The organism is Polaromonas sp. P1_F8, from assembly GCF_056405635.1.
The window spans coordinates 1525955-1548558 of sequence record NZ_JBFUBS010000001.1; the positions used below are offsets into that span (position 1 = coordinate 1525955).

Annotated in this window: 17 protein-coding genes; 10 read left to right on the forward strand and 7 right to left on the reverse strand. The window is 63.5% G+C overall.

Translation table 11 applies throughout. The annotated features are described in order from the left end of the window. Nucleotides 1-126: 126 nt before the first annotated feature. Both AC1D1J_RS07235 and uraH read right to left on the reverse strand, forming a co-directional pair. Nucleotides 127-1176, reverse strand: coding sequence for a tripartite tricarboxylate transporter substrate binding protein (locus AC1D1J_RS07235; RefSeq protein WP_477688389.1), 1050 nt, complete (start codon nt 1174-1176; stop codon nt 127-129). A gap of 83 nt (nt 1177-1259) precedes the next feature. After that, nucleotides 1260-1613 (reverse strand): hydroxyisourate hydrolase, encoded by a 354-nt coding sequence (uraH, locus tag AC1D1J_RS07240; protein ID WP_457279822.1) that lies wholly within the window; start codon nt 1611-1613, stop codon nt 1260-1262. Nucleotides 1614-1810: 197 nt separating this feature from the next. Between uraH and AC1D1J_RS07245 the strand changes: the two genes are divergently transcribed. Genes AC1D1J_RS07245 through AC1D1J_RS07260 form a run of 4 tightly spaced genes read left to right on the forward strand, consistent with a single transcriptional unit; the run spans nt 1811 to nt 6472 of the window. After that, nucleotides 1811-2476 carry a GntR family transcriptional regulator gene (locus AC1D1J_RS07245; protein ID WP_477688390.1) on the forward strand — a complete coding sequence of 222 codons (666 nt, stop codon included), beginning with the start codon at nt 1811-1813 and terminating at the stop codon, nt 2474-2476. Further along, a complete protein-coding gene (gene puuE, locus AC1D1J_RS07250; protein WP_477688391.1) occupies nt 2473-3432 on the forward strand; it encodes an allantoinase PuuE in 960 nt (319 codons plus the stop codon). The genes AC1D1J_RS07245 and puuE overlap by 4 nt, the downstream gene beginning before the upstream one ends. A 2-nt stretch (nt 3433-3434) precedes the next feature. Further along, on the forward strand, nt 3435-5210 hold the full coding sequence (gene uraD / locus AC1D1J_RS07255; protein WP_477694272.1) for a 2-oxo-4-hydroxy-4-carboxy-5-ureidoimidazoline decarboxylase: 1776 nt from the start codon (nt 3435-3437) through the stop codon (nt 5208-5210). Next, nucleotides 5207-6472, forward strand: a complete 1266-nt coding sequence (locus AC1D1J_RS07260) for a M20 family metallopeptidase (protein ID WP_477694273.1) — start codon at nt 5207-5209, stop codon at nt 6470-6472. The genes uraD and AC1D1J_RS07260 overlap by 4 nt, the downstream gene beginning before the upstream one ends. 7 nt (nt 6473-6479) lie before the next feature. Here AC1D1J_RS07260 and AC1D1J_RS07265 read toward each other — a convergent pair whose 3' ends face one another. The 3 genes from AC1D1J_RS07265 to AC1D1J_RS07275 are packed head-to-tail and all read right to left on the reverse strand — an operon-like array spanning nt 6480 to nt 9337. Continuing rightward, entirely contained in the window at nt 6480-7358 is an 879-nt protein-coding gene (locus AC1D1J_RS07265) for a phosphate/phosphite/phosphonate ABC transporter substrate-binding protein (protein ID WP_477688394.1), read from the reverse strand. Beyond that, the gene (locus AC1D1J_RS07270; RefSeq protein WP_477694274.1) at nt 7355-8446 is read right to left on the reverse strand and encodes a hypothetical protein; all 1092 of its coding nucleotides are present in this window, start codon (nt 8444-8446) and stop codon (nt 7355-7357) included. Before AC1D1J_RS07270 ends, AC1D1J_RS07265 begins: the two co-directional genes overlap by 4 nt. A 3-nt stretch (nt 8447-8449) precedes the next feature. Then, the gene (locus AC1D1J_RS07275) at nt 8450-9337 is read right to left on the reverse strand and encodes a phosphate/phosphite/phosphonate ABC transporter substrate-binding protein (RefSeq protein ID WP_477694275.1); all 888 of its coding nucleotides are present in this window, start codon (nt 9335-9337) and stop codon (nt 8450-8452) included. A gap of 780 nt (nt 9338-10117) precedes the next feature. Between AC1D1J_RS07275 and AC1D1J_RS07280 the strand changes: the two genes are divergently transcribed. The 3 genes from AC1D1J_RS07280 to AC1D1J_RS07290 all read left to right on the forward strand — a co-directional run bounded on the left by AC1D1J_RS07280 (nt 10118) and on the right by AC1D1J_RS07290 (nt 12821). Further along, nucleotides 10118-11119: an ABC transporter substrate-binding protein gene (locus AC1D1J_RS07280; RefSeq protein ID WP_477694483.1), complete on the forward strand. Its 1002-nt coding sequence runs from the start codon at nt 10118-10120 to the stop codon at nt 11117-11119. A 110-nt stretch (nt 11120-11229) separates the two neighbouring features. Further along, nucleotides 11230-12051 carry an ABC transporter ATP-binding protein gene (locus AC1D1J_RS07285; RefSeq protein WP_477694276.1) on the forward strand — a complete coding sequence of 274 codons (822 nt, stop codon included), beginning with the start codon at nt 11230-11232 and terminating at the stop codon, nt 12049-12051. 2 nt (nt 12052-12053) lie between these two features. After that, nucleotides 12054-12821: an ABC transporter permease gene (locus AC1D1J_RS07290; RefSeq protein ID WP_477694277.1), complete on the forward strand. Its 768-nt coding sequence runs from the start codon at nt 12054-12056 to the stop codon at nt 12819-12821. Nucleotides 12822-13476: 655 nt separating this feature from the next. Here AC1D1J_RS07290 and AC1D1J_RS07295 read toward each other — a convergent pair. Then, the gene (locus AC1D1J_RS07295; protein WP_477694278.1) at nt 13477-13980 is read right to left on the reverse strand and encodes a cyanophycin metabolism-associated DUF1854 family protein; all 504 of its coding nucleotides are present in this window, start codon (nt 13978-13980) and stop codon (nt 13477-13479) included. 14 nt (nt 13981-13994) lie between these two features. Further along, nucleotides 13995-16337: a cyanophycin metabolism-associated ABC transporter gene (locus AC1D1J_RS07300; protein ID WP_477694484.1), complete on the reverse strand. Its 2343-nt coding sequence runs from the start codon at nt 16335-16337 to the stop codon at nt 13995-13997. Between the two features lie 321 nt (nt 16338-16658). Here AC1D1J_RS07300 and AC1D1J_RS07305 point away from each other — a divergent pair, with 321 nt between their 5' ends. The 3 genes from AC1D1J_RS07305 (at nt 16659) to AC1D1J_RS07315 (ending at nt 22495) form a co-directional block, all read left to right on the forward strand. Then, a complete protein-coding gene (locus AC1D1J_RS07305) occupies nt 16659-18866 on the forward strand; it encodes a cyanophycin synthetase (RefSeq protein ID WP_477694279.1) in 2208 nt (735 codons plus the stop codon). Beyond that, nucleotides 18866-21469: a cyanophycin synthetase gene (gene cphA / locus AC1D1J_RS07310; RefSeq protein WP_477694280.1), complete on the forward strand. Its 2604-nt coding sequence runs from the start codon at nt 18866-18868 to the stop codon at nt 21467-21469. Before AC1D1J_RS07305 ends, cphA begins: the two co-directional genes overlap by 1 nt. A gap of 195 nt (nt 21470-21664) precedes the next feature. Further along, entirely contained in the window at nt 21665-22495 is an 831-nt protein-coding gene (locus AC1D1J_RS07315) for an urease accessory protein UreD (protein ID WP_477694281.1), read from the forward strand. The last annotated feature ends 109 nt before the right edge of the window (nt 22496-22604 follow it).

Below are 22604 nucleotides of genomic sequence, written 5' to 3' on the forward strand. Positions count from 1 at the left end.
TAGCTCCCTGCCCCCGCGAGGGGGCCGCCCGCCTGTGGCCCGGCAGAGCCGGTTCCACGGCTCATGCTGGCCTTGTTACGACCCGCTTCGCATCGCCTTTCGACGTCGCCTCAACAGCCGTTCACATCACTCTATCTTTAAGTTCTGGGTTTTAACGACGTTGCGCCAGGCGCGATAGTCGGCTTCGATGAAGTGGCCGAGCAATGCGGGCGAGCCGGGTGCGGCTTCCACGGCATCGGCCTTGAACCGCGCCACCACCTCGGGCAAAGCCACGACCTTGTTGATGGCCGCGTTCAGTGCATTGACGATGGCTGGCGGTGTACCGGTGGGTGCCATCAATGCGAAGTAATTGACAACGTCAATGCCCGCCAGGCCGGCTTCCGTCATGCTGGGCACGTCGGGCAAGGCACTTGAGCGTTTCGCGCTTGTCACCGCCAGTGGCTTGATGCTGCCGTTTTTGATGAAAGGCAGCAGGGCCGGGATGGTGCCCGTGATCAGCTGGATCTGCCCGCCGATCATGTCCATGGTGGCGGGCGCCACACCGCGATAAGGAATGTGTGTGATGAAGGTGCCGGTGCGCGACTTCAGCAGTTCCAGCACCAGGTGATTGACGCCACCCGCGCCGGCCGAACCGTAGTTCAGCGCCCCGGGCTTTTGCCGGGCCAGCGTGACCAGCTCTTTCATGGTGTTGGCCGGTAGCTTGGTGTTGGCGGCCCAGACCAGCGGTCCGCTGGCGATCATGCCCACCGGCGTGAACTGGCGCAGCGGGTCGTAATTGGCGCTGGGCAGGGAGGCCGCCACGGTGGTGAAGGGTGAGGCCACCAGCAGCAGCGTGTAGCCGTCGGCCGGGGACTGCGCCACGTACTGCGTGCCGATGGCGCCCGAGGCGCCCGCACGGTTGTCCACCACAAAGGTGGCATTCATGGTTTCGCCGAGTTTTTGCGCAATCAGTCGTGCCATGGCGTCGGTGCCGGCGCCGGGGGCAAAAGGCACGACGATCTTGACGGCGCGCTCAGGATAGATGCCGGCGGGAACGGATGCGGCCGAGGCCGGTGAGCCGGCAGAACCCGCTGAAGGGCCTTGGGCCAATACGGCCGGAGCCACAAGGCTGGCGGCAGTGCCGGCGGACAGCAGCAGGGCCTGGCGGCGGCTCAGGGTCATTGGCTTGACGTTCATGGAGGAAAAAGAAAGTTGCACAAACCGCTGATTGTCGCCGCCCCGGATGACGGCGCCATGACACGGTCTGGCTTGGCGCCCGCTCAACTGCCGCGATAGGTGGAATAACTCCAGGGGCTGACCAGCAGGGGCACGTGGTAATGCAGGCCCGGATCAGCCACACCGAAGTCCAGCGTCACCTCGTCCAGGAAAGCTGGTTCGGGCAGTTTCACGCCGCGCGCCTTGAAGTAGGCAGCCACCTCGAACACGAGCCGGTAGGTGCCGGCTTTCAGATTGGCGCTGTCGTATAGCAGTCCATCGGGATTGCGCCCATCTTCATTGAGGATGAAGTGCTTCACCAGCGTCGCCTGACCCGCATGCGTGGTGTAGAGCGACGCCTTCATGCCGCCTGCCGGCGTGCCGTGCATGGTGTCCAGTACATGTGTGCTCAAGCCCATGGTATTCCTTGGTAGTAGTTGAGGGAGCTGCTCAAAAACCTCTCCTGGCGTTGTCGCGCCGCCTTGCCGTGCGGATAGCACTGTCTGCGGCGACGCGCCTGGCCAGAACCGCTTCGCTGGGTTTTTGAGCAGCTCTTGTTTTGATTTGGTTTACCAAAAGTGTATACACTTTTCAGCATTCCGGCTATTATCGACCGATGGAATCGTCAACCACCCACACCATCGTCGAAGCCCTGACCAAGGCCATTGTGGAGCACAGGCTGCACCCAGGCACCAAGCTGGCCGAACAAAAACTGGCCGACCATTTCGGTGTCTCGCGCACGCTGGTGCGGCAGGCGCTCTTTCAGCTCTCGCAAAACCGCCTGATCCGCCTGGAACCGGCCCGCGGCGCTTTCGTGGCTGCGCCGTCCGTGATGGAAGCGCGCCAGGTGTTTGCCGTGCGCCGCATGCTCGAAGCCGAGATGACACGGGCCTTTGTGCGCGAAGTCACCCCCGCCAAGATCAAAGCGCTGAAAGAACACGTCGCACGGGAGAAATCTGCGGTCGACCTCGGCGACGTGTCCGGCCGGACCGAGTTGCTGGGGGACTTCCATGTGCGCATGGCCGAACTCATGGGCAACGAGGTATTGGCGCAAATGCTGGGCGAGTTGACCTCGCGCTGCGCCCTCATCACCCTGATGTACCAGACCGCCAGCGCCGCCGAACACTCCAACGACGAGCACGCCGAAATCGTCAAGGCGCTGGCCGCCAAGGACGAAGCCCTGGCCGTGCGCCTCATGAACGAACACCTGCGGCACGTCGAGGAAAGCCTCGCCTTCGACCGCAAGGTGCCTACCAACGATATTTCAATGGCGCTGTCATGAATAAAAACGAAAACAGCGTGGGGGCTATTCCTTACCCTAGAGACCTGATCGGCTACGGCCGCAACCCGCCGCAAGCCAACTGGCCGGGGCGGGCGCGCATCGCCGTGCAGTTCGTCCTCAACTACGAAGAAGGCGGCGAAAACTCGGTGCTGCACGGCGATGCCGGCTCCGAACAGTTCCTGTCTGAAATGGCTAATCCGCCCAGCTTCGCCGACCGGCACCTGAGCATGGAAGGCATCTACGAATACGGCTCACGCGTGGGCGTGTGGCGCATCCTGCGCGAGTTTGAAAAACGCAAGCTGCCGCTCACTGTTTTTGGCGTGGGCATGGCGCTGCAGCGCCACCCCGAGGTCGCCGCAGCTTTCACCGAACTCGGCCACGAAATCGCTTGCCACGGCTGGCGCTGGATCAACTACCAGCAGATCGACGAAGCCACCGAGCGCGAACACATGCGCCTGGGGCTGGATGCGATTGAAAAGCTCACCGGCACGCGCCCGCTGGGCTGGTACACCGGCCGCGACAGCCCCAACACGCGCCGGCTGGTGGCCGATGACGGCCGGCTCGAATACGACAGCGACTACTACGGCGACGACCTGCCCTTCTGGACCGAGGTGAAACGCACCGACGGCCAGGTCGTGCCGCGCCTGGTGGTGCCCTACACGCTGGACACCAACGACATGCGCTTTGCCCTGCCGCAAGGCTTCTCGCAGGCCGACGACTTTTTCATCTACCTGCGCGACAGCTTTGACGCGCTCTATGCCGAAGGCGGCGCGGCGCCCAAGATGCTGAGCGTCGGCATGCATTGCCGCCTGCTGGGTCGGCCGGGCCGCATCGTGGCGCTGCAGCGTTTTCTTGACCACGTGCAAAAGCATGAGCGCGTCTGGGTCTGCCGCCGCATCGATATTGCGCGGCACTGGCAGGCCAACCATCCTTACATGCCCCGGCAGGAAAGCTGAACATGGCCATAATCCTTGAACACATCAACGCCGCGCCGCGCGCCGAAGCGCTGCAACTGCTGGACGGCCTCTACGAGCATTCCCCCTGGATTGCAGATAAGGCGCTGGACGCCCGCCCCTTCGAGTCGCTGGCCCACCTGAAACACGCCATGGCGCGTGTGCTCCGCGAGGCAGGCAAAGACGCACAGGTCAAACTCATCCAGGCGCACCCCGAGCTGGCTGGCAAAGCCATGGTCAGCAAAACCCTCACGGCTGAATCTACACACGAGCAAGGCAAGGCCGGCCTCACGGACTGCACGCCCGAAGAATTCGCCACCTTGCAAAAGCTCAATGCCGACTACAACACGAAGTTCGGCTTTCCTTTCATCCTGGCGGTGCGCGGCCCGCGCGGTGACGGTTTGAACAAGCAGCAGATCATCGAGACCTTCGCCCGGCGCCTGCAAAACCACCCTGACTTCGAGCTGCAGGAAAACTTGCGCAATATCCACCGCGTGGTGGAGCTACGGCTCAACGACAAGTTCGCCGCCACGCCCGCGCTGGGCAACGACGTGTGGGACTGGCAGGAAACCCTTTCGCAGTACAGCGATCCGGGTTATCTTGAAAAGGGCCAGCTCACGGTGACCTACCTCACTGATGCGCACCGTGCCTGCGCGGCTTTCATCAGCAACACCATGCGGGACTGCGGCTTTGACGAGGTGAAGATCGACGCGGTCGGCAATGTGGTGGGTATCTACAAGGCCGCCACCCCCAACGCCAAGACCCTGCTGACCGGCAGCCACTACGACACCGTGCGCAACGGCGGCAAATACGACGGCCGGCTCGGCATTTTTGTGCCCATGGCCTGCGTACGCGAGCTGCACCGCCAGGGCAAGCGCCTGCCCTTTAATTTTGAGGTGGTCGGCTTTGCCGAAGAAGAAGGCCAGCGCTACAAAGCCACCTTTTTGGGTTCAGGCGCGCTGATCGGTGACTTCAAGCCCGAGTGGCTGGAGCAGAAAGACGCTGACGGCATCACCATGCGCGAGGCCATGCACAACGCCGGCCTCAAGCCCGAAGACATCACGAAGATCAAACGTGACGCGGACAACTACCTCGGCTTTATCGAGGTGCACATCGAGCAGGGCCCGGTCCTCAACGAGCTCGACCTGCCGCTGGGCATCGTGACCTCCATCAACGGCAATGTCCGCTACCTGTGCGAGATCACCGGCATGGCCAGCCACGCCGGCACCACGCCCATGACCCGCCGCCGTGACGCAGCAGCGGCCGCGGCCGAACTGCTGCTGTATGTGGAACGGCGCGCGGCGCAAGACGGAAATTCCGTCGGCACGGTCGGCATGCTGCAGGTACCCAACGGCTCCATCAACGTAGTGCCCGGGCGCTGCCTCTTTTCGCTCGACCTGCGCGCGCCCATCGATGCGCAGCGCGACACGCTGGTAGCCGACGTGCTGGCCGAGCTCAAAAGCATTTGCGAGCGCCGCGGTGTGCACTTCACGACCGAATTGACCGAGCGCGCCGCCGCTGCCCCCAGCGCACCTGCCTGGCAACAGCGCTGGGAAGCCGCTGTGCAAAGCCTGGGCGTACCCCTCTATCGCATGCCCAGCGGCGCCGGCCACGACGCGATGAAACTGCACAAGGTGATGCCGCAGGCCATGCTTTTTGTGCGGGGCCAGAACTCCGGCATCAGCCACAACCCGCTGGAAAGCACCACCAGCGACGACATCGAACTTGCGATCCAGGCCCTGGCGCATCTGCTCACTAATCTCTCTCCTGAACAACAATGACCCTCACCACAGATTACGCCCGGCTTGACAGCTGGATCGATGCCCATTTCGACGAAGAAACCACTTTCCTCCAGCAGCTCATACGCGTGCCCACCGACACACCGCCGGGCAATAACGCGCCGCATGCCGAGCGCACGGCTGAACTCATCAAGGCCTTTGGTTTTGACGCTGAAAAACACCCGGTACCCGAAGCTGAAGTGCGCGGCTACGGCATGGAGTCCATCACCAACCTGATCGTGCGCCGCAAGTACGGAGGTAGTGGCGAAGGAGAGGGCGAAGGCAAAACCATTGCCCTCAACGCCCACGGCGACGTAGTGCCACCCGGCGAAGGCTGGACCAAAGACCCCTATGGCGGCGAGATCGAAAACGGAAAAATCTATGGGCGCGCATCTGCCGTCAGCAAGTGCGACTTCGCCAGCTTCACCTTTGCAGTGCGTGCGCTCGAATCACTGGATGCGCCACTCAAAGGCGGCGTCGAGTTGCACTTCACCTACGACGAAGAATTCGGCGGCGAAATGGGCCCGGGCTGGCTGCTCAAAAATGGCCTGACAAAACCCGACCTGCTGATCGCGGCGGGTTTCTCATACGAAGTCGTCACCGCACACAACGGTTGCCTGCAGATGGAAGTCACGGTGCACGGCAAGATGGCGCACGCCGCCATTCCCGACACCGGCATCGACGCCTTGCAGGGCGCGGTGCACATCCTCAATGCGCTCTATGCACAGAACGCGCTCTACCAGCAGGTCACCTCCAGGGTCGAAGGCATCCAGCACCCTTACCTCAACGTGGGCCGCATCGAAGGCGGCACCAACACCAACGTCGTGCCCGGCAAGGTGATGTTCAAGCTGGACCGCCGCATGATCCCCGAGGAGAACCCCGCCGAGGTCGAGGCCAACATCCGCAAAGTGATTGCCGACGCGGCCGCTGGCTACAAGGGCATCACAGTCGACATCAAGCGCCTGCTGCTGGCCAACTCGATGCGGCCGCTGGCGGGCAACAAGCCCTTGGTGGAGGCCATCCAGAAGCACGGCGAAGCGCTGTTCGGCCAGGCCATCCCGGCCATGGGCACGCCGCTGTACACCGATGTGCGGCTGTACGCCGAGGCCGGCATTCCCGGCGTCATTTACGGCGCCGGGCCGCGCACCGTGCTGGAGTCCCACGCCAAGCGGGCCGATGAGCGCCTGGAACTCGAAGACCTGCGCCGCGCCACCAAGGTGATTGCGCGGACGCTACTCGATCTGCTGCTGCCCGGCCCGGGCTGATGGCAGGTTACTCGTGGGTATAGTCCAACAGCGCAAGGTATTCCTTGCGCTCGGCCTTGACCCACTGCTTGACGCCGATCTCGGACATGATGCCGGCCGACTGGCTGTTCATGGCCAGCAGGGAATCCTGCAGGCGGCTGATCATGTCCGCCGGCACGCCGGGGGCGGCCAGCACCGACCAGTTCACCACGGGCTGGGTTTCACCAATGATGCGACCCCCGCCCTCCTGCCATTTCCTGGCGATGGTCGGATTCACCGCACCCACCTCGGCAAGGCCTGCCGCCACCTGTGCCGACACGGAATCCTGATAGCGTGTGTAGGAAATATAGGGTTCGCGCACATTCAGGCGGCGCATCTCGGCACGCGCGACCGCCACCGTGGCGGACGATTCGTCCGGCATCAGGATCTTCTTGCCGCTCAGTTGCCCAATGTTGTTGATGGGCGAGCTGTTCTTCACGATAAAGGCGGCCTGGTAGGGCTCGGGCCTACGCACCAGGGGTTGGTAACCTCCATCGCGAACCAGCTTGGACAGCTGGTTGACGGATTTTCCGAACACCATGAGGGGCTTTTGCTCTGACGACGCCTGCCGCACGAAGTTCTGGATGTCGATGACGGGATCAACCACCACCTGCTTGTTGCGGATCTGCCCTCCCAGGTAGTCGGCCAGCCCCCGGTAGCGCAGGGCCAGCATCGAAATGCTGAGGTCTGCCGTAACCGCCTCATTGATCAGCAGCCTCCAGCGGTCTACACCCGCCAGCTGGCCCGCCGCCTGCTGGCTCCAGCTGACCATGGGAAAGCCCTGCCAGGCCACGGCAACCGCGGTGCCCACGACACCGCGAAGAACCGCGCGGCGACCGGTAACTTGTGACAGCAACGGAGTATTCATTTGATCACCTTCAAAGGGTTAATTGCAGATTGCACGGTCTTCTTCGCTGCCTCGTCTTCCCATTGCCTGGCAGCTGTCAAGGTTGCCTTGAATGCCAGCGCACTCTCAAGCAGCCATTTCTTGTTGTCTTCCGAGAGCGCGTAGCTCAACCTGAACTCGTCCATCGGCATGCGGTCCTCGCGCACGGCCTTGATCAACCGGTCCACCTCTGCCGCGGCATGCGCGGGTGTCGACAGCAACACCAGGCGGCTCATCTTGTCGGGGTTGTTGGGTACATGGCAGTTCACACACTGCGACTCGCGCATCTGCAGCGCCAGGTCCCGGTAGCGCTTGTCGACATTGCCCAGGTACGGGTTTTCCGGCCGGTACAAGCCGTCGAACAGCGTCACCGCCGGTTGCGTGTGGCCCTTGTCGTCGGTCCAGAGCCATGGGCCCTGGTATTTTTCATGCTGCACCGTCTGCACCGGTTGCAGCAGCGGCGTGGGTGCCACGTCGGTGAACTGCGCCACCTTGATGGTGCCCGTTTCGGGACTGATCCAGAGCATCATGCTGCGGGCGTTTTCGTACATCGACCATTTGGCCTCGTCGTGCCAGAACGGATAAGGAAACTGGCCCGGCGGCAGGCGGTTGCGAAAGGCCGCCTCAAGCCGCACCAGGAACATCTTCTCGTCGGCCACCCACTCCACGGTATGCCGGCCGTTGAACATGAAGAGCGGCGCATACATACCGGTCCAGGCGTCAGGGGCGAACTGGGTCAGGTTGGTCTGGCGCAGCGTGGCGTTGTCTTTCTTGTTTTGCCGGCCCCACAACATGATGGGCGCCACGTGTGCACGTAGCTGGCTCGGGCCGAACAGGGTTTGCCGGCACTGCGTGTAGGCATTGACGTCACCGGCCGGCGCCAGCGGGCAACTGCTGGCGAGCTCCGCCGCAATTTCGGCCGCAGCCAGTGCGATGTTGGGCGGGATCGCCCTTTTTTCCTGGGCTTGCACGCCGCAGGAAAATGCCAAGGTGGCGGCCAGCAGTCCGGCCCGCCATGGCGAAAGTGAAAGTGAAAGTGAAAACAGACGTGCTTGAATCAACGTAGCCATTTTTTACTCCCTCGTGTAGTCCAACAAATCCAGGTAGTCCTTCCGTTCCGCTTTGGCCCAGGCCTTCACGCCCATCGAAGCCATCACTGCGGCGCTTTCTGAATTGGTGGCCAGCAGCGCGTCGCGCAGCTGCTGGACCATGTCCGCGGCCAGGCTGGGACTGGCAAGTACTGACCAGTTCACCACCGGCTGGGTTTCAGCCACCACGCGCCCGCCCTCTTCCACCCATTTCTTGGCAATGGTGGGATTGACCACGCCGATCTGGCCCATTCCGGACTTCACAAACTGCGCGACTTCCTCCTGGAAGCGGACATGCGTCACGCGGACCTGCCCAAGTTTTTGCCGCCGCAGTTCCGCCAGCGCCACCGCGCTGGTGGCGGCAGACTCGTCGGGCATGATGACTTTTGCATCAACCGCATCCGCCAGGGTTTTAATGGGCGAATCCTTGGCCACGATGAAGGCCGCCTTGTAAGGGTCGGCGCGCCGCACCACCGGCTGGTAGCCGTTGTCGCGCACCAGCTTGGCCAACTGGTTGACAGACTTCCCAAAGACAAACTCCGGCTTGCTGGCGCCTTGGGCCACCGCCATGAAGCGCTTGATATCCACCATGGGCTCCACGACGACAGGCCGCCCCTTGAGCTGGGTGCTGATGAAGTCGGCGGCAGGGCGATAACGGTTGGTCAGCAAAAACGAGTTGGTGTCACCGCCTACCGCTTCATTGACCAGCAGCCGCCAGTTCGCGCCACCTGCCGGTTTTTTAGCCGCAGAAGCAGCGGCAGCAGCCGAAACCTGGGCCCAGGCGCTACCCGGCCCACCCATACCCCCTGCGAGGGCGCCCAGGCCCAGGATTGACAACATCTGACGGCGAAGCTGCGAGGAAGGTGTTTTCATGAAAGCCTTGTTTTGGAAAGCCCGCTAACCCAGTACATCGTTGCTGGATGACTTCGGCTACTGCCCCAAGGCTTTGTCAAGGCTTCGGAACTGCATGGCCTTGCGGCTTAATCCTTGTCACCTACGCAAATACACTCTATGGACCGGCTGCAAAAATAGTCAAAGGCTGTTCATGGCACCCGCCCTGTCAGGACTGACAGGTAAAACCTGCCAAGGGCATGGGCGCGGTGGTGCGCGGCCCAAATCACCGGCAGCTGCCCCGCTCAAACGTAAACAGCTGTAACACCCTCAACCTTCCTCCAGAAGTTCCTGGCTGCCAGGATCGGGACGTGCCACCCGCCACCTTTTTGATAGCTGACTCCGGGCATCCTCCCGGTCGGGCCGGTCAATGCGCGGAAAGCAGGCAAGCCGTATGCTCAAAAATACGGATGCCGATACATCACAAAATGCATCCTGTGAGTAATCCCAGTGTGCGAAAACTGACAGCACCTGAACGCGGCAGTTGTTGCTCTTAGGCCAATCCCTATCGCCTGGCGGCAAGACCCCTCAGCCCGTACGGCGACACCTGAACTGCCGGGGCAATGCCAAAGTTCTACTTCGCAGCGTGGCAGGCATTGTTTTTGCTGTATCGTTTTGAGGTTCGCTTCGATTTCACGGCCACCGCGTTCTTATGCTGATGTGCTGGCCTGCCGGTCTCCCCTTTTGCAACCCCTTCAAGAAAATCCCGCCATGAAAAATCGTGCACCTGCCGCATCTGCCCTTCCCAGCCTTGTCGCCAGGATGACCGGGGCGGTGATCGCCCTTGCAGCCCTGAACGCCCATGCGCAAAACACGCCGATCAAGTTCCAGCTCGACTGGCGCTTCGAAGGCCCGGCGGCCCTCTTCCTCACACCGGTGGCCAAAGGCTATTTCAAGGCCAACAAGCTCGACGTGACGGTAGACGCCGGCAACGGCTCAGGCGGGGCGGTGACCCGTGTGGCTTCGGGCACCTATGACATGGGTTTTGCCGACCTGGCCTCGGTGATGGAATTTCACGCCAACAACCCCGACGCGCCCAACAAGCCCGTCGCGGTGATGATGGTCTACAACAACACGCCGGCCTCGGTCATGGCGCTCAAAAAATCGGGCATCAAGACCCCGGCCGACCTGAACGGCAAAAAAATGGGCGCGCCGGTGTTTGACGCAGGCCGCCGCGCCTTTCCGATTTTTGCCAAGGCCAACAACATCACCGGCTTTCAGTGGACAGCCATGGACCCGCCGCTGCGCGAAACCATGCTGGCCCGCGGCGATGTGGACGCCATCACCGGCTTTACCTTTACCTCGCTGCTCAACCTGGAAGCGCGCGGTGTCAAGGCTGAAGACGTGGTGGTGCTGCCCTATGCCGACTTCGGCGTGAAGCACTACGGCAACGTGGTGATTGCCTCGCCCAAACTCATCAAGGAAAACCCGGCCGCCGTCAAGGCGTTCCTGCAAGCCTTCACCAAGGGCGTGAAAGACGTGGTGGCCGACCCGGCCGCCGCCATCGAATTCGTGAAGGCGCGCGACGGCATCATCAATGTCCCGCTGGAAGTACGCCGCCTGCGCCTGGCCATCGACACCGTCATCAACAGCCCCGACGCACGCGCCGAAGGCTTCGGGCGGGTCTTGGCGCCGCGCCTGACGCTGATGGCCTCGCAGGTGTCGGATGCCTTCGGCACCAAAACCCGCGTGAATCCTGATCTGGTGTGGAACGGCAGCTTCCTGCCCACCACAGCGGAACTCAATGTGTTGCCGAAGAAATGAACCCGGCTTCATGCGCCATTCCCGATACTTTGCCGGCCTGAATTGCTACACTTTTAATAGCTGCTTGCGCCCGTCCTAATTGGGCCAGAAGCCATTTTCATATCCAAAACATGCCATTCGCCGCCGCTGACAGCCCTTTTGTTGACTTCCGCGACGTCTGGCTCGCCTACAACGACGAGCTGCTCGCGCGCAAGCAATTCTCCGTTGAGGCCATAGACCTGCAGGTGCGGCAGGGCGAGTTCATCGCCATCGTCGGGCCGTCGGGTTGCGGCAAGTCCACCTTCATGAAGCTGGCCACCGGGCTGAAGATGCCGTCGGCCGGGAGCATCCTGATTGACGGACGGCCCGTGACGGGGCCCCTGAAGATTTCCGGTATGGCCTTCCAGGCGCCATCGCTACTGCCCTGGCGCACCACCGTCGGCAACGTGTTGCTGCCGCTTGAAATCGTCGAGCCTTATCGCAGCCAGTTCAAGGCAAGGCGCAAGGAGTTTGAAGAACGGGCGCGCAAGCTGCTGCAGAAGGTGGGCCTGGCAGGCTATGAAGACAAATTCCCCTGGCAGCTGTCTGGGGGCATGCAGCAGCGCGCCAGCATCTGCCGCGCGCTGATCCACGAGCCCAAAATGCTGCTCCTCGACGAGCCCTTCGGCGCGCTCGACGCCTTCACGCGCGAAGAGCTCTGGTGCATCCTGCGCGACCTCTGGACCGAGCAGCGCTTCAACGTGATCCTGGTCACGCATGACCTGCGCGAATCGGTGTTCCTGGCCGACACGGTGTACGTGATGAGCAAAAGCCCCGGCCGCTTTGTCGTGCGGCGCGAAATTGAACTGCCGCGCCCGCGTGACCTCGAAGTGACCTACACCCGCGAGTTCAGCGACATCGTGCATGAGCTGCGCGGCCACATCGGCGCGGTGCGCGGTGGAGCCACCGTATGAACATGAGCAACAAACAGCTGGAACGCTGGGCGCCTTGGGTGTTGTTGGCGGCCGTGGTGGGGCTGTGGCAGGCGGTGTGCGCCGGATTTTCGGTGCCGGAGTTCATCTTTCCCGCGCCATTCACCATTGCCCAGGCCATGGCTGAATTTGCCGGCCCGATTGCCGAGGCCGCCTGGAAAACATTCTGGGTCACGATGGTGGGTTTCGGCCTGTCCATCGTGGTCGGCGTATTGCTGGGCTTTCTGGTGGGCTCGTCACGGCTGGCCTATGCCGCGGTCTATCCGCTGCTGGTGGCTTTCAACGCGGTGCCCAAGGCCGCGATTGTTCCCATCCTGATTGTCTGGTTCGGCATCGGCGTGGGCCCCGGCATCCTCACGGCTTTTTTGATTTCGTTTTTCCCCATCACCGTGAACATGGCCACAGGCCTGGCCACGCTGGAGCCAGAGCTGGAAGACGTGCTGCGCGTGCTGGGTGCCAAACGCTGGGACGTGCTGGTCAAGGTCGGCCTGCCGCGCTCCATGCCCTTCTTCTTTGCCTCGCTCAAGGTCGCCATCACGCTGGCTTTTGTCGGCACGGTACTGGCTGAAATGACTGCGGGTGATTCAGGCATTGGCTACCTCATGCAAAGTGCCGGGTCGCAACAACGGCTGGCGTTGGCTTTTGCCGGGCTGGTGGTGATTGGGGCGATGGCTATGGCGATGTATGAGCTCTTCAGTTATGTGGAGAAGCACACTACGGGGTGGGCGCATCGGGGGTCGCAAGGGGACTGAGGTATTAAGCCGGTCTTGCTCCGGCGTTGCGCTTTTTGCTGGGGTTTGCTGGCCGGGGGTTGCCCGGCGGCAACTCACTTTTCTTTTGGGTCGCCAAAAGAAAAGTAAGCAAAAGAAAAGGCGACCCTGCTGTCTGCGTCCCTTCGCTGCGCTACGGGCAACCTGCGGTGCTCGGTCCAGGCGGGGTCTCGCTCGAACTCGCTTCGCTCAGACAATCGCGATCCCTGATCCGCCTGAACCTGCGCTCCTCGGCGCAGACAGAAGGGGCAATCGGGAGCGGGGACCGAAGACAAATACCAACTCCAATACCAACAAGGACACGCCATGGCGTGTCCTTGTTTCTTCAGGTATTCGGGTTTTGGATTCGGTTATTGGCTGTTCGGCATTCCTTCCCCACCCCCTTGTGGATGCGCCGAGGAGCACAGGGCCAGACGGATCAGGGCAAAAACTTGTTTGAGCGAAGCGAGTTGTTTTTGACCCCGGCTGGACCGAGCACCGCAGGTTGCCCGTAGCGAAGCGCAGGGACGCAGGAACCAGGGTCGCCTTTTCTTTGCTTACTTTCTTTTGGCGAAGCAAAAGAAAGTGAGTTGCATGCCGGGCAACCCCCGGCCTGCAGCTCTCAGAAAAAGGCGCATAGACCGGAGCAAGACCCGGCCTAAAGAAACCGCTCCAACAACCGGCGCGAACCCCGGTCCAGCGCCGTCATATCCCGCACGCTGTACTGCACCCCCTGGCTGCCGGCAATCAGCAAACCCGTGCGCCCCAGGCGGCGAATGTCTTCCTCACCCTTGAGCACGAAAGACGTCTCACCCCGGTCGGTCTCTACCGTCCACACGCTGGGGGTGGCAAAGGTCGAAACGCTTTTGAGCCGTGTGATTTCAGGGGCGAAATCGCGCAGGGCCAGCTCTTCCTCGAGCAGGGTACGCGCTTGCGCCGGCAAGGCCTGCAGGTCTTCCACCCAGGCCACCTCGTGCCCTTCGGTGTTGACCAGTGAAATGCCTTCATCGGGTGCAGCCAGGGGAAAGGCCCGTACCGGCACCACGCCAACATGCTGCTGGCCACCGGCATCGACGAACACCAGCCGGCCCGACGCAGTGCGTTCCAGGGAAAAGGACAACGAGGACAAAGAGGAAGAGAACTGGGAAGAGGAGTTGGTCATGTGCAGTCCTTGGCTTATCGGTTGCCGGTGTGCTGCACGGTGTGGGCCAGCTGCGAAGTGGCCACTGCGATAAGGCTTTGCGCTGCTTCCTCGCCGCCCTCTTCACTGTCGACCTGCCGCGCCTGGGCTTCGTACAGCCGCCAGTAAGCACCCTGCTTCGCCATCAATTCGTCGTGCGGCCCCACTTCCACCACCTGGCCGCGGTCCATCACCACCAGGCGGTCGGCCTTGCGCAGTGTTGAAAGGCGGTGGGCAATGGCAATCGTGGTGCGGCCCTGCACCAGGTTGTCGAGGGCACGCTGGATTTCTTTTTCCGTTTCGGTGTCCACCGACGAGGTCGCTTCGTCGAGGATCAGGATGCGCGGGTTGATCAGCAAGGCCCGCGCAATCGAGATGCGCTGGCGCTCACCGCCCGACAGCCCCTGGCCGCGCTCACCCACCAGCGAGTCATAGCCCTGCGCCAGCCGCAAAATGAATTCATGCGCATGGGCGGCACGCGCGGCCGCGACGATTTCAGCGCGCGTGGCGCCCGGCTTGCCGTAGGCAATGTTTTCGGCAATCGTGCCGAAGAAAAGAAACGGCTCCTGCAGCACCAGGCCGATGTTGCGGCGGTAGTCGGCCACACCGAAACGGCGGATGTCGGTGCCGTCCACGCTGATGGAGCCGTCGCTCACGTCGTAAAACCGGCAGATCAGGTTGACCAGCGTGCTTTTTCCCGAACCGCTGTGGCCCACCAGGCCGATCATTTCGCCGGGGCGGATCTGCAGATCGAGCCCGCGGATCACCGAGCGGTTGCCGTAACGGAACCCGAGGTTCTTCATGTCGATGCGGCCTTCGAGCGCGCCAATCTTCACCGGGCTGGCCGTTTCGGGCACGTTGGAAACGTGATCAAGGATGTCGAAGATGCGCTTGGCGCCGGCTGCCGCCTTTTGCGTGACGGAAACGATGCGGCTCATCGAATCAAGCCGGCCGTAAAAGCGGCCGATGTAGGCGATGAAAGCCGTCAGCACGCCCACGGTGATCTGCTGGCGCGACACCAGCCAGATGCCGAAAGCCCACACCACCAGCAGGCCGACTTCTGTGAGCAATGAGACGGTGGGCGTGAACAGCGACCAGGTCTTGTTGAGCTTGTCGTTGACCGCCAGATTGTGCTGGTTGACTTCGCGAAACCGCTGGGCTTCGCGCTTTTCCTGGGCAAAGGCCTTGACCACGCGAATGCCCGGAATCGTATCGGCCAGCACATTGGTCACGTCCGACCAGACACGGTCGATTTTTTCAAAACCGGTGCGCAGCTTGTCGCGCACCACATGGATCATCCAGCCGATAAACGGCAGCGGCAGCAGGGTCACCACGGCCAGCCAGGGGTTGATGGAAATGAGGATCACCGCGGTCATCACGATCATGAGCACATCGGTCGCGAAATCCAGCGCATGCAGCGACAAAAATACGCAGATGCGGTCGGTTTCCGAGCCGATGCGGGACATCAGGTCGCCGGTGCGCTTGCCGCCAAAGTAGTCCAGCGAGAGCTCCAGCAAGTGGTCGAAGGTGGCGGTGCGCAGGTCAGCGCCTATGCGCTCGGACACCAGTGCCAGCAAATAGGTACGCGCCCAGTTCAGCGCCCAGCCCAGCACGGCCGCGCCCAGCAGGCCACCCAGCAGCAATCCCACCTTCCAGGGCTCAATCTTCTGGCCGTTCTGGAACGGTATCAGGATGTCGTCCATCAACGGAATCGTGAGGTAAGGCGGCACCAGCGTGGCGGCGGTGGAGGCCAAAGTCAGCAAAAAACCGGCCAGTAGCTGGTAGCGGTACGGATCGGCAAACCGCCACAGGCGCAGCAGCACCCAGGTGGAAGGCGGCGTGTGCAGCTCGCGCGCGCAGGCCGGGCATTCCTCGCTGTCGGGCGGCAGCGGCAGGTCGCACTCGGGGCACAGGGCCGTGTCCTCGGCCAGTGCCGCGGCATCGCCCGCCGCCGGGGCCTGCTGCTGGGCAAACAGGCGCACCAGGCGCAGGGCCTGCACATTGGCACCCAGGGTAAACCGCCAGCTGGCCAGCCGCCGGCCCGCTTCATGCAGCTCCAGCGTGCCCACGCCGGCATGGTCGAAATGGCGCAGTGAAAGCCCCTGCAATACGGTGCCGTCGGCGTTCGTCGTGGGCCAGCTGGCCCATACGCCTTCAGGGTTGCAGGCCAGCAGCCGGCGGTCCGTCAGGGCCAGCAGGCCCCGGGCGAAATGAAGTTGGTTATCCAGGTCAACCACCAGCGTGCACAAAACGTTCTCTTGGGTTGCAAGTTGTGAGCGAAGCCCTGCCAGAACAGGGTCGGTAGGGCTGGAGTCGTCTGCCGGGTGGTTGTGTTGCATTGTGTTGTGGAAAATCTTGGCGTCCCGCATCTGGCGCGGCAGGGTATTCGCAGGTTCTTCGTAGTTGTGCGAATAGGCCCGAAACAGGGATTTTCGCCGAATGCGGCCTGAAGCGACCGGTTTGACCATATCAACCCCCTGAAAATGACGGAACCATCAAAATCGACCCCTGGCGGCCATCGCCGCGACAAAAACAACAACATAACGAGACACAGGGACCCACCGAGACCTTGACCGGCCTCACACTGAAATCCATCGGCCAGGGCCGAGCCTTGCTCCCCGGGGTGCCAAGGCCTAACCCTGCCGACAATTTTGCGAAAAATGAGCCCACAGGACGACATCAAGCTGCTGCGCATCAATTACCTGCGCGGCCCCAACATCTGGACCTATCGGCCCGTGCTGGAAGTCTGGCTGGACCTCGGCAGCCTCGAAGACTTTCCCTCCAACCTGCTGCCTGGCTTCAATGACCGCCTGGTCGCCCTGTTGCCGGCGCTCGTCGAACACCACTGCGGCGTGGGCGAGCGCGGCGGCTTCATCCAGCGCCTGCTGGAAGGCACCTGGTCCGGCCATGTGCTGGAGCATGTGGTCATCGAGCTGCTGAACCTTTCCGACATGCCGACCGGCTTCGGCCAGACGCGCAGCACCTCCCAGCGCGGCGTTTACCGCATGGTGTTCCGTGCCCGCGACGAGCAGGTGGCCCGCACCGCGCTGGCCGAAGGCCACCGCCTGCTGATGGCCGCCATCAACGGCACAGACTACGGCCAGGCCGGCGTGCAGTCCGCCGTCGAGAAAATCCGGACCAAGGTGGACGACTGCTACCTCGGCCCCAGCACGGCCTCCATCGTGGCCGCGGCCACCGACCGCCGCATTCCCCATATCCGGCTGAACGACGGCAACCTGGTGCAACTGGGTTACGGCGCCAGCCAGCGCCGCATCTGGACGGCCGAAACCGACCTCACCAGCGCGATCGCCGAAGGCATCGCCCACGACAAGGACCTCACCAAAAGCCTGCTGGCCACCTGCGGCGTGCCGGTGCCTGAAGGCCAGATCGTCGCCACAGCGGAAGAAGCCTGGGAAGCGGCCGAAGACATCGGCCTGCCGGTGGTCGTCAAGCCGTCCGACGGCAACCATGGCCGTGGCGTGTCGCTGGACCTCAAAACACAGGCCGAAGTCGAAGGCGCGTTTGAAGTTGCGGCGCGCCATGGCAGCGAAGTCATGGTCGAGCGCTTCGTGCGCGGCAACGAACACCGCCTGCTGGTGGTCGGCGGCCGTGTGGTCGCCGCCGCGCGCGGCGAGGCGGCCTGGGTCATCGGCGACGGCACCTCGACCGTATCGCAGCTGGTGGACGCACAGCTCAACACCGACCCGCGCCGCGGCATCGGTGAAGACTTCCCGCTGGGCCGCATCAACACGGCCAGCGACGGCGCCATCATTCTTGATCTGCAGCGCCAGGGCCTGAGCCCCGAAGCCATACCCGCCGTTGGCCGCGAGGTGCTGATCCAGCGCAACGGCAATGTGGCCATCGACTGCACCGACCAGGTTCACCCTGACGTTGATCACATCGTGTCGCTGGCCGCCCGCGTGGTGGGCCTGGACATCGCCGGGGTCGATGTGGTGGCGCAAGACATCTCGCGCCCGCTGCACGAGCAAGGCGGCGCCATCGTTGAAGTGAACGCCGGCCCAGGCCTCCTCATGCACCTCAAGCCGGCCGAAGGCGCGCCGCGCCCGGTGGGCCGTGCCATCTGCGACCACCTTTTCCCTGCCACCGACTCCGACAGCCCTGACGGCCGCATTCCCATCGTCGGCATTGCCGGCTCCAGCGACAACCAGCGCGTGGCGCGTCTGGTGGCCTGGCTGCTGCACCTGTCGGGCCGGCACACCGGCCTGGCCTGCCAGGGTGGGTTGTTCCTGGACCAACGCTGTGTGGACGCATCCAACTGCGCCAACTGGGAAGCCGGCCAACGCCTGCTGATCAACCGCGCCGTGCAGGCGGCGGTGTTTGAAAACGGCGCCGACACCATCTTGCGCACCGGACTGCCCTATGACAAATGCCAGGTGGGTGTTGTTACCGACCTGGGCGGCGCCGAAGGCCTGGCCGAATTCGACATCACCGAAGCCGACCAGATGTACAAGGTCATGCGCTCGCAGGTCGATGTGGTGCTGCCCGGCGGTGCCGCCGTGCTCAATGCCGCAGATCCCCGCATCGCCGAAATGCAGGAGCTCTGCGACGGCGAAGTCATTTTCTACAGCACCGACCCCAAGGCCGAGGCCATTGCGGCGCATTGCGCCAAAGGCGGCCGTGCGCTCTACCTGCGCCAAGACCAGGTCGTGCTGGCCACCGGTGCCAGCGAGGCTTTTTTGCCGGGCCTCGGCAAGCTTGCCGCCTGGCGCGAACGCCGCGGGTTGTCCGAGGGTGGACTGCTGGCCGCCGTGGGCGCCGCCTGGGCGCTGGGCATCCCCCTCAATTTGATAGGCGCCGGCATGGAAGCCTTTGAAACCACCCCTAAAACCGCCGGGAGTGCCGAGTAATGGAAGTGTCCCGTATCCGGGCCCTGCGCGGGCCCAACCTCTGGAGCCGCCACACGGCGCTCGAAGCCATCGTTGCCTGCACTGCGGTGGAGTGCAATATCACGGGTCTGCCAGGCTTTGAGCCGCGCGTGCGCTCGCTGTTCCCCGAGATGGGCGCCTTCCGGCAGACCGGCCACGCAGGCCCCGTCTCACTGGCCCATGTGCTTGAAGCCGCCGCGCTGGCGCTGCAGACGGCTGCCGGTTGCCCCCTCACTTTCAGCCACACCGCCTCTACTGTTGAAGCGGGCACCTACCAGGTCGTGGTCGAGTACAGCGAAGAAACCGTCGGCCGGCTGGCGTTTGAGCTGGCGCAAGCATTGATCCACGCCGCCCTGCGCGATACCGCATTTGACCTGGACGCCGCGATTGCCCAACTGCGCGAACTCGACGAAGACGAACGCCTCGGTCCCAGCACCGGCGCCATCGTCGATGCGGCCGTGGTACGCGGCATTCCCTACCGGCGCCTGACCAAAGGCAGCATGGTGCAATTCGGCTGGGGCTCCAAACAGCGGCGCATCCAGGCCGCGGAAATCGACGCCACCAGCGCCGTGGCCGAATCCATCGCGCAGGACAAAGACCTCACCAAAAAACTGCTGCGCGCGGCCGGCGTGCCCGTGCCGCTCGGCCGCCCGGTCACCGATACGGACGATGCCTGGGTCGCGGCCCAGGAAGTGGGTTTGCCGGCAGTCGTGAAACCGCTGGACGGCAACCAGGGCAAGGGCGTCACCGTCAACATCAGCACGCGCGAACACCTCGACACCGCCTACAGGACAGCCGCCGAATATGGCGAAGTGATGGTCGAAAAATTCCTGCCCGGCAGCGACTTCCGCCTGCTGGTGGTGGGCAACAAGCTGGTGGCCGCCTCGCGCCGTGAGCCGCCACAGGTCGTGGGCGACGGCCTGCACACCGTGCGTGAGCTGGTCGACATCGTCAACCAGGACCCCAAGCGCGGCGAAGGCCATTCCACCTCGCTCACCAAAATCCGCTTCGACGACATCGCGGTGGCCCGCCTGGAAGCACAGGAGCTCACGCCCGAATCCATTCCCGCCAAGGGCCGGCGTGTCATCCTGCGCAATAACGCCAACCTGAGCACCGGCGGCACCGCCACCGACGTGACCGATGACGTACACCCGGCTGTGGCCGCGCGCGCCGTGGCTGCGGCGCAAATGGTCGGCCTGCACATCTGCGGCGTCGACGTGGTGTGCGAAAGCATGCTGCGCCCGCTGGAGACACAAAACGGCGGCGTCGTGGAAGTCAATGCCGCGCCGGGCCTGCGCATGCATCTGTCGCCCTCGTACGGCAAGGGCCGCGCCGTGGGCGTCGCCATGATCGACGAGTTGTTTGCCCCCGGTGACAACGGCCGCGTGCCGGTGATTGCCGTCACGGGCACCAACGGCAAGACCACCACGACCCGCCTGATTGCCCACCTGCTGGCCGCCGACGGCCTGCGCACCGGCATGACGAATACCGACGGCGTCTACATCAACGGCCGGCAAACCGACAGCGGCGATTGCAGCGGCCCCAAGAGCGCGCGCAACGTGTTGATGCACCCTGACGTCGATGCGGCCGTGTTCGAAATCGCCCGCGGCGGCGTGCTGCGCGAAGGCCTGGGCTTTGACCGCTGCGAAGTCGCCGTTGTCACCAACATCGGCAGCGGCGACCACCTTGGGCTCAACTACATCACCACGGTGGAAGACCTGGCCGTGCTCAAGCGCGTGATCGTGCAGAATGTCTCGACCACCGGCTACGCGGTGCTCAATGCCGCCGACCCCATCGTCGCCGACATGGCGGTCACCTGCCCCGGCAAGGTGATCTTTTTCGCCGCCGACCGGCACCACCCGCTCATGGCCACGCACCGCGCACAAGGCAAGCGCACCGTGTATGTCGACGGCGCCACACTGGTGGCCGCCGAAGGCGCCTGGGTCGAACGCATCGCGCTGCAGGGCGTTCCCGTCACACGCGGCGGCACCATCAGCTTCCAGGTCGAAAACGTCATGGCCGCCGTCGCTGCCGCCTGGGGTGCCGGCATCAACTGGGACACCATCAAGCGCGGGCTTTCCAGCTTCGTAAACGACGCGCACAACGCGCCCGGCCGTTTCAACGTGATGGACTACAAGGGCGCCACGGTGATCGCCGACTACGGCCACAACCCCGACGCCATGCGCGCCCTGGTGGCGGCTGTTGACGCCATGCCGGCCACGCCAGGCCAGCGCCGCAGTGTGGTGATCAGCGGCGCCGGCGACCGCCGCGACAGCGACATCCGCGACCAGACCATCATCCTGGGCAGCGCGTTCGACGACGTCATCCTCTACCAGGACGCCGCCCAGCGCGGCCGCGCCGACGGTGAAGTCATGGGTCTGCTGCGCCAGGGCCTGGAAGGCGCCCACAAGGCGCAACGTACCAAGAAAATCGACGAGATCCGTGGTGAGTTCCTGGCCATCGACACCGCGCTTTCACGCCTGTCACCTGGTGACCTCTGCCTGATCCTGGTCGACCAGGTGCAAGAGGCGCTGGACCACCTGGCCGCGCGCGTGAAAGAAGCCAAAGAGACAGTCGCGCACTAGCGTGTCAGGGTTGCCGGGCAAAACGGAGAGCGGCGCGGATGAGCCGCACCGCTTTTCGCAGCCCGGCAAGCCAGCAGTGAATACGCAGGACCCTGAATTTCAGTCAAAAAGAGGCTGTAGCCCAATCAGGACGGGCGCAAGCAGCTCCTGAATTAATAGCAAAGCCAGGCACCCTGCCCGCGGTAAACTTGCCCCATGACCTGGAACGCGACCCTCGCTCTCGACTACACCCACCAGGCCGGCAAGACCCTTGCCCACTTTCGCCATAGCGGCCCCCTGCGCATCCTGCAAAGCCTTTACCCCGAAGGCGACGCGATTTGCCACAACGTCATCGTGCACCCGCCCGGCGGCCTGGTCGGCGGCGACACGCTGGACCTGGCCTTCAGCGCAGCACCCGGCACACACGGCCTCATCACCACGCCCGGCGCCACGCGCTTTTACCGCTCCGCCGGCGAGCCCGCCCTGCAGCGCACCCGCCTTGACCTGCAGGCCGGCGCCCGCATGGAATGGCTGCCGCTGGAGGCTATTTGCTACAACGGCTGCCTTGCCGAAAACCACCTGACCATGACGCTGGCGCCCGGTGCCGAACTGATCGGCTGGGACGTCACCGCCCTGGGCCTGCCCGCCGCCAGCCTGCCGTTCGAGAGCGGCAGCTTTCGCCAGCACATCGAAATGCCCGGCGTCTGGCTCGAGCGCGCACGCATGGACGCCACGGACACCTTGCTGATGAACAGCCCGCTCGGCATGGCCGGCAACCGCTGCCTCGCGTCACTTTTTTTTGTGGCGGGCAGCAAGCTCGAGCGCCATCGCCGCCAGCTGGCGCTGGACTGCGCACGTGAGGTGATGCAGGCCCACCCGCTTGCCGCATACGCCGGTGCGACCAGCCCCGACGGGCAGGTCGTCGTCGTCCGTGTGCTGTCGCCGGTGGTTGAGCCTGCCATGGCCTTGCTCAAGCAGGTCTGGCAAGCCTGGCGCACACAGCTCTGGCAGCTGGCGCCGTCCACGCCGCGCATCTGGTCGATGTAGTCCTGCAGCTGCTCACGCAGGCTGTACAAAAAAACATTTCCGGAAAATTCGTTACGCGTCCTCCGCAGCTCTACGGGTTTTGTAGTCTTTAGTTAGCCGTTACCCGCGC